Source organism: Paraburkholderia megapolitana, from assembly GCF_007556815.1.
GTDB lineage: Bacteria > Pseudomonadota > Gammaproteobacteria > Burkholderiales > Burkholderiaceae > Paraburkholderia > Paraburkholderia megapolitana.
The window spans coordinates 1,418,151-1,430,723 of record NZ_CP041743.1; the positions used below are offsets into that span (position 1 = coordinate 1,418,151).

11 protein-coding genes are annotated in these 12,573 nt (G+C 62.0%); 4 read left to right on the top strand and 7 right to left on the bottom strand.

The window, feature by feature from the left end; all coding sequences use genetic code 11:
- Window positions 1–9 precede the first annotated feature (9 nt).
- From acnA to FNZ07_RS06030, 7 genes are all read right to left on the bottom strand, one after another.
- The gene (acnA, locus tag FNZ07_RS06005) at window positions 10–2,727 is read right to left on the bottom strand and encodes an aconitate hydratase AcnA (protein ID WP_091012469.1); all 2,718 of its coding nucleotides are present in this window, start codon (window positions 2,725–2,727) and stop codon (window positions 10–12) included.
- A 58-nt stretch (window positions 2,728–2,785) separates the two neighbouring features.
- Entirely contained in the window at window positions 2,786–4,237 is a 1,452-nt protein-coding gene (locus FNZ07_RS06010) for a bifunctional 2-methylcitrate dehydratase/aconitate hydratase (protein ID WP_091012471.1), read from the bottom strand.
- A gap of 22 nt (window positions 4,238–4,259) precedes the next feature.
- The gene (locus FNZ07_RS06015; RefSeq protein WP_091012474.1) at window positions 4,260–4,772 is read right to left on the bottom strand and encodes a hypothetical protein; all 513 of its coding nucleotides are present in this window, start codon (window positions 4,770–4,772) and stop codon (window positions 4,260–4,262) included.
- Window positions 4,773–4,877: 105 nt separating this feature from the next.
- The gene (gene prpC / locus FNZ07_RS06020; RefSeq protein ID WP_091012477.1) at window positions 4,878–6,053 is read right to left on the bottom strand and encodes a bifunctional 2-methylcitrate synthase/citrate synthase; all 1,176 of its coding nucleotides are present in this window, start codon (window positions 6,051–6,053) and stop codon (window positions 4,878–4,880) included.
- Window positions 6,054–6,079: 26 nt separating this feature from the next.
- Complete coding sequence (locus FNZ07_RS33570; RefSeq protein ID WP_170275674.1) at window positions 6,080–6,223, bottom strand: hypothetical protein; 144 nt, start codon at window positions 6,221–6,223, stop codon at window positions 6,080–6,082.
- Window positions 6,220–7,236, bottom strand: a complete 1,017-nt coding sequence (locus tag FNZ07_RS06025) for an HpcH/HpaI aldolase/citrate lyase family protein (protein WP_091012479.1) — start codon at window positions 7,234–7,236, stop codon at window positions 6,220–6,222. The genes FNZ07_RS33570 and FNZ07_RS06025 overlap by 4 nt, the downstream gene beginning before the upstream one ends.
- A gap of 238 nt (window positions 7,237–7,474) precedes the next feature.
- Complete coding sequence (locus FNZ07_RS06030; RefSeq protein ID WP_091012481.1) at window positions 7,475–8,458, bottom strand: malate dehydrogenase; 984 nt, start codon at window positions 8,456–8,458, stop codon at window positions 7,475–7,477.
- Window positions 8,459–8,965: 507 nt separating this feature from the next.
- Between FNZ07_RS06030 and FNZ07_RS06035 the strand changes: the two genes are divergently transcribed.
- The 4 genes from FNZ07_RS06035 (at window position 8,966) to sdhA (ending at window position 12,572) form a co-directional block, all read left to right on the top strand.
- Window positions 8,966–9,823 (top strand): GntR family transcriptional regulator, encoded by an 858-nt coding sequence (locus FNZ07_RS06035; protein WP_091012483.1) that lies wholly within the window; start codon window positions 8,966–8,968, stop codon window positions 9,821–9,823.
- A gap of 182 nt (window positions 9,824–10,005) precedes the next feature.
- A complete protein-coding gene (gene sdhC / locus FNZ07_RS06040; protein WP_091012486.1) occupies window positions 10,006–10,419 on the top strand; it encodes a succinate dehydrogenase, cytochrome b556 subunit in 414 nt (137 codons plus the stop codon).
- A gap of 4 nt (window positions 10,420–10,423) precedes the next feature.
- Window positions 10,424–10,792 (top strand): succinate dehydrogenase, hydrophobic membrane anchor protein, encoded by a 369-nt coding sequence (sdhD, locus tag FNZ07_RS06045; protein ID WP_091012488.1) that lies wholly within the window; start codon window positions 10,424–10,426, stop codon window positions 10,790–10,792.
- Between the two features lie 4 nt (window positions 10,793–10,796).
- Complete coding sequence (gene sdhA, locus FNZ07_RS06050) at window positions 10,797–12,572, top strand: succinate dehydrogenase flavoprotein subunit (RefSeq protein WP_091012491.1); 1,776 nt, start codon at window positions 10,797–10,799, stop codon at window positions 12,570–12,572.
- Window position 12,573: the final 1 nt, after the last annotated feature.

The window sequence follows — 12,573 nt, forward strand, 5'->3', positions numbered from 1 at the left end:
ACATCACACTCAAGCCGCGAGCAACGACCGCAGCACGAACGGCAGAATCCCACCGTGCTTGTAGTAGTCGACTTCGATCGGCGTATCGATACGCAGCAGAACCGGCACACGCTTCGTGCTGCCGTCCTTGCCGTGGATCACGAGCGTGACTTCCTGCTGCGGCTTGAAGTCGTCGCCGAGACCTTCGACATCGTAGGTTTCCTCGCCGGTGATACCGAGCGATTGCACGCTATCCGAGCCCTTGAACTGCAGCGGCAGCACGCCCATACCGACCAGGTTCGAACGGTGAATCCGTTCGAAACTGCGTGCGACCACGGCCTTCACGCCGAGCAGTTGCGTGCCCTTCGCCGCCCAGTCGCGCGACGAACCCGTGCCGTACTCTTCACCCGCGAACACAATGGTCGGCGTACCCGCATCGATGTACTTCATCGCTGCGTCGTAGATCGACAGTTGTTCGCCATCCGGCTGGTGAATCGTCAGGCCGCCTTCGACGCGCGTGCCATCCGCCTTCACCGGGATCATCAGGTTCTTGATCCGGACGTTGGCGAACGTGCCGCGCATCATCACGTCGTGGTTGCCGCGACGCGAGCCGTAGCTGTTGAAGTCGGCCTTCTGCACGCCGTTAGCCTTCAGCCACTTGCCGGCCGGCGAGTCTTCCTTGATCGAGCCTGCCGGGCTGATGTGGTCGGTCGTCACCGAGTCGCCGAAGATGCCGAGCGCACGTGCACCCGTCACTGCGGCGATGCTGGCGGCCGGCGTCATCGAGAAGTCGTCGCCGAAGAACGGCGGCTCGGCGATGTAGGTCGACTTCGGCCAGTCGTAGACCTGACCTTCTTCGCCTTCGATCTTGCTCCAGAGGTCGCCCTTCTTCGTGAGCTGCGCGTAGTTCTTGCGGAACGCGTCGGCGTCCATCGCGAACTTGAGCAGCGCGTTGACTTCGTCGCTGGTCGGCCAGATGTCGCCGAGGTAGATGTCCTTGCCGCCCTTGCCCTTGCCGACCGGTTCGGTCATCAGGTCGCGCGTGATGTTGCCGGCGATCGCGTATGCGACGACGAGCGGCGGCGACGCGAGGAAGTTCGCGCGGATGTTCGGGTGGATACGCGCTTCGAAGTTACGGTTACCGGACAGCACGGCGGCCGCGACGATGTCGTTCTTCGTGATTGCTTCGTTCAGCTCGGGCGTGAGGTCGCCCGCGTTGCCGATACAGGTCGTGCAGCCGTACGCGGCCAGTTCGAAACCGAGCTTCGACAGGAACGGCAGCAGGCCGGTCTTCGTCAGGTATTCGGTAACGATGCGCGAGCCGGGAGCCAGCGACGTCTTGATGTGCGGCGCGATCGTCAGACCGGCTTCGACAGCCTTCTTCGCGAGCAGGCCGGCGGCGAGCAGCACGCTCGGGTTCGACGTGTTCGTGCACGACGTGATCGCGGCGATCAGGATGTCGCCGTTCTTCACGTTCACGCCATTGCTCGTCGTGTATTGCGCGTCGAGGTCAGCGGCTTTCTTCGCAAAGCCGTTTTCACCGACCGGCTTCGAGAACAGGTCGCTGAAGGTCGACTTCACGTGACCGATTTCAATACGGTCTTGCGGACGCTTCGGACCGGCGAGTGACGGCGCCACCGTACCGAGGTCGAGCGTGACGACCTTCGTGTAGTCGATCTGGCCGTCCTTCGGAATACCGAACAGACCCTGCGCCTTGAAGTAGTTTTCGAACGCGGAGATTTCAGCGTCGGTGCGGCCGGTGCCCTTGAAGTAGTCGATGGTTTTTTCGTCGACCGGGAAGAAGCCCATCGTTGCGCCGTATTCCGGCGCCATGTTGCCGATCGTCGCGCGGTCTGGCAGCGACAGCGACTTCGTGCCTGCACCGAAGAATTCGACGAACTTGCCGACGACCTTCTCTTTACGCAGCAGTTCGGTGACGGTCAGCACGAGGTCGGTGGCGGTCACGCCTTCGCGCAGCTTGCCCTTCAGATGCACACCGACCACGTCCGGCGTCAGGAAGTACACCGGCTGGCCGAGCATGCCGGCTTCCGCTTCGATACCGCCCACGCCCCAGCCAACCACGCCGATACCGTTGATCATCGTCGTGTGGCTATCCGTGCCGACGAGCGTATCCGGGTAGTACACGGTGTCCTTGCCGTCAGCCTTCTTGTGCACGCCGCGAGCCAGATATTCGAGGTTCACCTGGTGGACGATGCCGACACCCGGCGGCACGACCTTGAACGTATCGAATGCCTGCATACCCCACTTCATGAACTGGTAGCGCTCGTTATTGCGCTGGAATTCCAGTTTCATGTTGAGGTCGAGCGCGTCCTTCTGGCGGAAGTAATCGATCTGCACCGAATGGTCGACGACGAGATCGACCGGCACCAGCGGTTCGATCGCCTTCGGGTTCTTGCCGGCGCGCTTCGCGACGCCGCGCATTGCAGCGATGTCGGCGAGCAGCGGCACGCCGGTAAAGTCCTGTAGCACGACGCGCGACACGACGAACGGGATTTCGTCGACGCGCGATGCGCTCGGCTTCCAGTTCGCGAGTTGCTCGATGTGCTCTTCAGCGATCTTCTTGCCGTCGTAGTTGCGCAGCACCGATTCCAGCACGATGCGGATCGATACCGGCAGGCGGTCGATCTTGATGTTCAGCGCCTTGCCGAGTTGCGGCAGCGAGTAGAACTTGCCTTTACCGGAACCGCTGTCGAATTCCTTGAGCGTTTTGTGGAGATTGTGGGCCATGGTGTTTTTCCCTGGTTGAATCGCGGGTCGTGGAGATAACGGTGCTACTTTCTTCAAACTAGATCACATACAGATCGACATATTCGTTGACGGACATGGCCTCGAGCCGTGCCTGATCGAGCGAGATGTCGAGAATGGCTTGTTGCTGCTTCACCGGAAAGCGTCGCGCGAGGTTGGTGCGAAACTTCTCGACCAGCAGCGGGATGCCATCGGTGCGGCGGCGCTTATGACCGATCGGGTACTCGACCACCACCTCGTCGAGCACCGTACCGTCGTTGAACTCGACCGTCAGCGCATTGGCAATCGAGCGCTTGTCCGGGTCGTGGTAATCCTTCGTGAACTGCGCGTCTTCCACGCAGGTCATCTTCTCGCGCAGCACATCGATGCGCGGGTCCTGCGCGATTGCGTCTTCGTAATCGCTGGCCGTCAGACGGCCGTAGATCAGCGGCACCGCAATCATGTACTGGATGCAGTGATCGCGATCGGCGGGGTTATTCAACGGCCCTTTCTTGTCGATGATGCGGATCGCTGCTTCATGGGTGCGGATCGTGATCTTCGCGATGTCTTCGACCGTCTTGCCCTTCGCTTTCAGCTGGCCGTGCAGCGTCATCGCTGCCTCGACTGCAGTCTGCGAGTGGAACTCGGCTGGAAACGAGATCTTGAACAGCACGTTCTCCATCACGTACGAACCATACGGCCGCTGGAACTTGAACGCGTTGCCCTTGAACAGCACGTCGTAGAAGCCCCAGGTCTTCGCGGTGAGCACCGACGGGTAACCCATCTCGCCCGTCTTAGCGATCAACGCGAGACGTACTGCGCGCGAGGTTGCATCGCCGGCGGCCCACGACTTGCGCGAGCCGGTGTTCGGCGCATGCCGGTAGGTGCGCAGAGAGTGGCCATCCACGAAGGCGAGCGACACCGCATTGATCAGCTCGTCGCGCGTAAGCCCGAGCAACTGGCCGACCACGGCGGTGGAGGCGAGCTTGACGAGCAGCACATGATCGAGTCCGACGCGGTTGAACGAGTTCTCGAGCGCAATGCAGCCCTGGATCTCGTGCGCCTTGATCATGCCGACCAGCACGTCTTTCATCGTCAGCGGCTTGTTGCCGGTGGCGACGGCGTTGCGCGAAAGCCAGTCGGCGGTAGCGAGGATGCCGCCCAGGTTGTCCGACGGATGACCCCACTCGGCGGCAAGCCACGTGTCGTTGAAGTCAAGCCAGCGGATCATCGCGCCGATATTGAAGGCGGCCTGCACGGGGTCGAGCTGGAACTGCGTGCCGGGCACCTTCGCACCGTGCGGCACGATCGTGCCCGGCACGAGCGGTCCCATCAGCTTGGTGCAGGCGGGGTAGGAAAGCGCTTCGAGTCCGCAGCCGAGCGTGTCGATCAGGCAGTTGCGCGCGGTTTCCAGCGCGAGCGCGCTGTCGACCGCGTAGCCGAGCACGTAGTCGACGATATCGACGAGTACCTGATCGGGCTTGGGCCTGACGTTGGAAATCGGTGCGGACATCGAAGCTTCCTGGTAAGAACGATTAGTTGTTCGGGTTCTTGATCAGCTCGTTCGATTGCGTCGGAGCCGGAGCACCCTGGCTCATCGCTGCCGTCTTGCATTCGTCGGCCAGACGTGAGCTGTCCTTGTCGGAGAACAACATTGCCTTCGTCGGGATCACGACGAGATCCATGCCGGAAGCGGCGTCGTGGAAGCGGTCGGCACCCGTCGTCGTGGCTTCGCGCGGCAGGTTGTAGTTCTTGCTGCCCCAGTGCACGGTGACGATCTGGTCACGCTTCATGTCACCCTTCAGGTCGAACGACAGCCCTTCGTTGCACGACCACTTTTCCGAACCGTCCGGCACCGCGTCGACCTTCGCTTCCTTCGACGGATTGGCCTTGCGCTTGATCAGGCGGCGCTTCGGTGCCGGTGCTTTCGGCTTGGCCTTGGCGGTTGCAGCCGGTGCGCTGGCGGTTTGCGCGGACGCTTCAGGTACGGCGATCAGCATCGTGGTGGACAAAACACCGGCAACGGCGGCAATCAGCAGCTTATTCATGGGAGAAAACCCTCTCTATCGTTTTTGGTTAAACAGTTGACGGGTACAGGCAGCGCAACCGTCGGGATTGGACTCCACGCACTGTGACAAAGCGCGCAGCGGACGCTATTTTCTCCTATTTAGCGGCACGAACTTCAAATTCTCGGGACCGGTGTAATTTGCACTGGGTCGGATGATCTTGTTGTCGATGCGCTGCTCGATGATGTGCGCGCTCCAGCCTGCCGTGCGCGCGATCACGAACAGCGGCGTGAACATCGCTGTCGGCACGCCCATCATGTGGTACGACACCGCGCTGAACCAGTCGAGATTCGGGAACATCTTCTTGACGTCCCACATCACGCTCTCAAGCCGTTCCGCGATATCGAACAGCTTCAGGTTCGACGCTTCCTTCGAGAGCTTGCGTGCCACTTCCTTGATCACCTTGTTGCGCGGATCGGAGATCGTGTACACAGGATGGCCGAAGCCGATCACGACTTCCTTGTTCTCGACGCGCTTGCGGATGTCGGCTTCTGCTTCGTCGGGGTTCGTGTAGCGCGACTGGATTTCGAAGGCAACTTCGTTTGCGCCGCCGTGCTTCGGACCGCGCAGCGCGCCGATCGCACCGGTAATCGCCGAGTACAGATCCGAACCCGTGCCGGCAATTACGCGGCCGGTGAAGGTCGAGGCGTTGAATTCGTGCTCGGCGTACAGGTTCAGCGACACATGCATTGCATCGACCCACGACTTCGACGGAGCAACGCCGTGCAGCAGATGCAGGAAGTGACCGCCGATCGAATCGTCGTCGGTCTCGACCTCGATGCGCTTGCCGTTATGCGAGTAGTGATACCAGTAGAGCAACATCGAACCGAACGAGGCCATCAGGCGGTCCGCGATATCGCGTGCGCCGGGCAGATTGTGGTCGTCCTTCTCCGGCAGTACCGTACCTAGCACCGATGCGCCGGTGCGCATCACATCCATCGGATGCGCGGAGGCGGGGATCCATTCGAGCGCAGCCTTCAGGTTGGCGGGCAGGCCGCGCAATGCCTTGAGCTTCGTCTTGTAGGCGGCGAGTTCGGCGCTATTCGGCAGCTTCTCGTGCACGAGCAGATAAGCGATCTCCTCGAATTCGCACGCACCGGCGATATCGAGAATGTCGTAGCCGCGGTAGTGCAGGTCGTTGCCCGTACGGCCGACCGTGCACAGAGCCGTGTTTCCTGCCGTCACGCCTGACAGGGCGACGGACTTTTTCGGTTTGAAGCCAGCTGCGCCTGGTTGCGCGGCGGATTGCGGCGCTTCGCTCATCTCCTGCGATCTCCTTGTGGCCCTGCTCACTTCCTGTTGAACGGCACGTCGAGCTTAAGCTCGTACGCGTGACAGCTGATGCTTCCGGACAGCGCTTCGGTGCGGGTCGCCATCGTCCTGGCCGCGGCCTGGTTCAGCATGCGCAACGGCTTCTGACCATGCATATTCACGACGTGCGCCCCTGCTGTGAATCCACTGGCGCAAACAGCGGCGCGGCCTCAGCGGGCACCGTGTGACCCGTCGAGCGCGCACGGCGCAGCACCGACCAGTAGTAGCGATAGCTCGCGCGATCGTGCAGCGTATCGTGGTACCGCGTCGGACCCCACTGCGCGTGTTGCGCGGCGAGCAGGATATCGGCGGCGGTGGCGATTTCCTCGTCGCGCGGCGCGAACGCCGCAACGATGACCGGCACTTGCGCGGGGTGGATGCTCCACATCCGCGTATAGCCGAACTCGTTGCGCGCCCGAGCGGCATCGCTGGCGACCACGGTCATGTCGCGCACTTCTGTCGATACGTTATGCGACGGCACCTTGCCATGTGCGTGACACGCCGCGGCGATTTCCAGCTTCGCGCGACGCACGAGCGGATGATCGAACTGGCCCGGCGAGCGCATCGCGCTATCGGGAATCGCGCCATCGTGTGCGGAGACGAAGTCCATCAAACCGAAGCTCAGCGCTTCGACACCAGGTAGCGCAGCGAGATCGAACGCACGCGCGAGCGCACCGTGCGTTTCGACCAGCAGTTGCACCGGCACAGGCTGGGCAATGCCGAGTTCGCGGCGCGTCGCTTCGATGAACGCGCACATTTCGGCGGCGTCCGGGACATTGCGGATTTTCGGAAGCGTGATGTAGGCGGGCGCACGTTGTGCAGCACGCAGGATGATGCGCACGTCGTCGCGCCAGTGCGGATGAGCGAAATCGTGAATGCGCACGCCGACGCGGCCGAAGCGATCGTGCTCGCTGCCGGGGAACGACGCGACGAGTTCCGCGTGCTCCGCTTCGTGGCCGACCTGGGCGCCGTCTTCGCAATCGAGCGTAACGTCGAACACCGCACCAAGCTCCTGCTGTAGTGCAAGCGATTTCAGCATCAGCTTCTCGCTGCCGGCGTAGTGATCGCAGGCAGGCAGAACGGCTGGGGGCGCTTCGCCGTCAAACAGCACTTCGGCGGGTGTGAGAGCGCGCATCGTCGGCGTCAGGAGCGTGGGTCGTCTTAGGGAGAAACCTGATTCGGGTGCGTTCTGCGGGAGCGCTGCGATGACACAGTGCGGTGGGCAAAACGCGCCCGGATCAGGCGCGAACCCGGCACACGACGATTCGAAAAAAACCGCCGTGCGCGAATTCGCATGTCAAAACCAGTTGCGTGAAAAAACCGGTGCTCGTCGTACTTCAACGAGCCCGGTCTTGCCGCGCGGCTCGCGACTATTAGCCGAGCAGATGCTGAACGCCGTCGCGCTCTTCGAGCAATTCGTTCAGCGTGTGATCCATCTTCTCGCGGGCGAACGCGTCGATGGCCAGACCTTCCACGCGCTTGTATTCGCCGTTTTCGCACGTGACGGGCACGCCGTAGACGATGTCTTCAGGAATGCCGTACGAGCCGTCCGACGGAATGCCCATCGTGACCCACTTGCCGTTCGTGCCGAGCACCCAGTCATGCACGTGGTCGATCGCCGCATTAGCCGCCGATGCCGCCGACGACAGCCCGCGCGCTTCGATAATTGCCGCGCCGCGCTTGCCGACCGTCGGAATGAACGTGTTGCGATTCCATTCGTCGTCGTTGATCAGCTTGGTGAGGTCCTGGCCTTCTGCCGTTGCAACGCGGAAGTCCGGGTACATGGTCGGCGAGTGGTTGCCCCACACAGCGAGCTTTTCGATCGATGCGACCGGCTTGCCCGACTTCGCAGCCAGTTGCGACAGCGCGCGGTTGTGGTCGAGACGCAGCATCGCGGTGAAGTTCTTCTTCGGCAGATCGGGTGCCGACTTCATGGCGATGTAGGCGTTCGTGTTGGCCGGGTTGCCGACCACCAGCACTTTCACATCGCGGCTCGCGACTTCGTTCAGCGCCTTGCCTTGCACCGTGAAGATTTCGGCGTTTGCCGACAGCAGGTCCTTACGCTCCATGCCCTTCGAGCGGGGACGGGCGCCGACCAGCAGCGCGACATCGACGTCCTTGAACGCGACCTTCGGGTCGTCGGTGACCACGACGCCCGCGAGCAGCGGGAATGCGCAGTCTTCGAGCTCCATCACGACGCCTTTGACGGCGCCTTGCGCCTGCGGCAGGTCGAGCAACTGCAGGATCACGGGCTGGTCTTTGCCGAGCATGTCGCCGTTCGCGATGCGGAACAGCAGGGAGTAACCGATTTGACCTGCGGCGCCGGTGACGGCAACACGCTTTGCGGGCTTAGCCATTGAAAATCTCCAGGACGATGCGTTAGTGCGTTAGACGCTAGGGAAAAACGCCATTTTATATGCGCGTTAGACAAAGCGTCGTTGAAACACGGCGGAATTCGCTGCGCGCGGGCTTGCGCTGAACCGGGCGGAAGCCGGGGAGCGCCGCTGCGCGGCCGTCGTGCCGGGTAATCTGTACAACCGAGCGGAGTGCGGGACGCTGTTGGTACCGTAGCGGCCGTTGCGCCTGCCGGCTCCTGCTACAGCGCGTTTCGGCGCGCGTCCGGCGGGGCGCCGGCGGGCCAGTCGAAACCTGGACTGCATGAGAGAACAGCATGGTGCAGGGCGGCTTTTGGTGCGTGACAGCCATCGGGAAAAGCGCCGTACGACAACCCGCAAACCCTTGCTCGACAAGGAGTGTAGGATTCGGCAGACGCAAAGTCAACATTATCTTATGTCTTATATAAGACATAAGTATCGCCGGGAAAGGGCTGGACGCAAGATGGGCCTTTATGATGAAATGCGCGGATGACTTCGAACCAGGCGAGCACTGCGAATCCTATCGGCCCGGCGGGCTCAGGCGACGGCGTGCCCGCTGGCGCACCCACTTCTTCCGCGGGGGCCGCGCCTGCTGCTTCAGCACCCGCCGCAGCCCACGCATTGCCCACCTCGCCGACCTTCAGCCCGCTGTATCAGCAGATCAAGGGGCTGATTACGCAGAGCCTCGAGTCGGGCGAATGGAAACCCGGCGAAATCATTCCCAGCGAAGTCGAACTGGCCGCCCGCTACAAGGTGAGTCAGGGCACCGTGCGCAAGGCAATCGACGAACTCGCCGCCGATAACCTGCTGGTCCGGCGCCAGGGCAAGGGCACTTTTGTTGCTACGCACAACGAAGACCGTGCCCAGTTTCGCTTCCTCAGATTGCTTGCCGATGACGGCGACGAACATCCGCACGTCAGCCGGCTGCTCGAATGCCGGCGGCTGCGCGCCCCGGCGGAAATTGCCCGCCAGCTCGATCTGAAGCCCGCCGATCCCGTCGTGCTGATCAAGCGCCTGCTGCAGTTCGATGGCGAAACTACGGTGCTCGACGAAATCTGGCTGCCAGGCGGCATGTTTCGCGGCCTCACGCTCGAGCGCCTGTCGGAGTACAAGGGGCCGCTCTACGCGATGTTCGAGACGGAGTTCGGCACGCGCATGATCCGCGCATCCGAGAAAATCCGCGCGGTGGCAGCCGATCCGACCGTGGCCGAACTGCTGCACGTGCCGGCCGGTTTCCCGCTGCTTTCGGTGGAGCGCGTGTCCTATACGTACGGCGATCGACCGGTCGAAGTACGTCGTGGCTGGTATGTCACAACCGGGTATTACTATCAGAACGATTTGAGCTGACGAACTGGCTCAAGACAAAGGCTCAAGACAACGCGCGAGGGCCTGTGCGAAGCACGCGCCAGGCGGCTCAAACACGCAATTGTTGCCCGCTCCGTAAAGCTCCTGCGCGGTTTTTCGCTGCAGCGCGATATGAAAAGGCGCTAAAATCGCGGACTAGTGTGACTACAAAGTAGGGGTCTAGCATGGCTGAAGCCGTAAAAAAACCGAGGCCGGAGTTCCGGAACATCGGTATCGGACAGATCTTGACGGCATACCGTCTCCCGCTAGCGGGGCGGGTGTCGATCCTGCACCGCCTGAGCGGTGGTCTGCTCTTCGTGTTCCTCCCGTTCCTGCTGTACCTCTTCTCGCAAAGCCTGACATCAGAAATCAGCTTCGAGTTGTTCAAGGATTTCCTCTCCAACATCGTCGTCAAGCTCATCACGCTGGTTCTCGCGTGGGCCTTCCTGTTTCACTTCTGCGCCGGCGTTCGCCATCTGGTGATGGACACACACCGCGGCGTCACGAAGGAGGGCGGCAAGCAGACGTCGATCGTCGTGCTGGTCCTGTCGTCGCTACTCACCCTCGCTTTTGCAGCAAAACTCTTCGGAGTCTTCTAAAAAAATGGCATCCCACAATCGAATCGGCCCGAAGCGCCTCGTAGTCGGCGCGCATTACGGGCTGCGCGACTGGCTCGCGCAACGCATTACCGCTGTCGTGATGGCGGTGTACACCGTGATCCTGCTCGCGTGGTTCTTCGGTGCGAAGGACTTCTCCTATGAAGGCTGGTCGTCGATCTTCGCCACGCAGTGGATGAAGCTCGCCACGTTCGTCGCGCTGCTGTCGCTGTTCTATCACGCCTGGGTCGGCATCCGCGACATCTGGATGGACTACATCAAGCCCGTCGGCACGCGGCTCCTCCTGCAGGCGCTGACGATCGTCTGGCTGCTCGCATGTGCGGGCTACGCTGCGCAGATTCTCTGGAGAGTGTAAAAGAATGGCTTCAATCAAGAATTCTCTGCCGCGTCGCCGCTTCGACGTCGTCATCGTCGGTGCAGGTGGTTCGGGCATGCGCGCGTCGCTGCAACTCGCGCGCGCAGGCCTGTCGGTCTGCGTACTGTCGAAGGTGTTCCCGACGCGTTCGCACACGGTCGCCGCGCAAGGCGGTATCGGTGCTTCGCTCGGCAACATGAGCGAAGACAACTGGCACTACCACTTCTACGACACGATCAAGGGTTCGGACTGGCTCGGCGACCAGGACGCGATCGAATTCATGTGCCGTGAAGCGCCGAATGCGGTCTACGAACTCGAACACATGGGCATGCCGTTCGACCGTAATGCCGACGGCACGATCTATCAGCGTCCGTTCGGCGGCCACACCGCGAACTACGGCGAAAAGCCGGTGCAACGCGCCTGCGCGGCAGCGGACCGTACGGGTCACGCGCTGCTGCACACGCTGTATCAGCAGAACGTCGCGGCGAAGACGCAGTTCTTCGTCGAATGGATGGCGCTCGATCTGATCCGCGACGCCGAAGGCGACGTGCTCGGCGTGACCGCGCTCGAAATGGAAACCGGCGACGTCTACATCCTCGAAGGCAAGACCACGCTGTTCGCCACGGGCGGCGCAGGCCGTATCTTCGCGGCATCGACGAACGCGTTCATCAACACCGGCGACGGCCTCGGCATGGCGGCCCGCTCGGGCATCGCGTTGCAGGATATGGAATTCTGGCAATTCCACCCCACCGGCGTGGCAGGTGCAGGCGTGCTGATTACCGAAGGCGTGCGCGGCGAAGGCGGCATTCTGCGTAACTCGGACGGCGAGCGCTTCATGGAGCGCTATGCGCCGACGCTGAAGGATCTGGCGCCGCGCGATTTCGTCTCGCGTTCGATGGACCAGGAAATCAAGGAAGGCCGTGGCGTGGGTCCGAATAAAGACCACGTGCTGCTCGATCTGTCGCACATCGGCGCCGAGACGATCATGAAGCGTCTGCCGTCCATTCGCGAAATCGCGCTGAAGTTCGCGAACGTCGACTGCATCAAGGAACCGATCCCGGTCGTACCGACCATCCACTACCAGATGGGCGGTATTCCGACGAACATCCACGGGCAGGTGGTGGGGACGTCGAAGGGTCACGAAGATCCGGTCAACGGTTTCTACGCAGTGGGCGAATGCTCGTGCGTGTCGGTGCACGGTGCGAACCGCCTCGGCACGAACTCGCTGCTCGACCTCGTGGTGTTCGGCCGGGCGGCCGGCAACCACATCGTCAAGCACGTGCGCGAGATCAAGGACCACAAGCCGCTGCCGGCCGATGCAGCCGAGTTCTCGCTGGCACGTCTCGACAAGCTCACGAAGTCGACCTCGGGCGAATACACGCAGGCCATCGCCGGCGACATCCGCGCGTCGATGCAGGCACATGCAGGCGTGTTCCGTACATCGAAGCTGCTGGCCGAAGGTGTCGACAAGATCAAGGAACTGGCCGAGCGGGTCGAACACGTCCATCTGAAGGACAAGTCGAAGGTGTTCAACACGGCACGTGTCGAAGCGCTGGAACTGGCGAACCTGATCGAAGTGGCGCGCGCCACGATGGTCTCCGCCGAGGCGCGCAAGGAAAGCCGCGGCGCGCACGCGCAGAGCGACTTCGAACATCGCGACGACGAAAACTGGCTGCGTCACACGCTGTGGTTCAGCGAAGGCGATCGCCTCGACTACAAGCCGGTGCATATGCAGCCGCTGACGGTCGAATCGGTACCGCCGAAAGCGCGGACGTTCTAAG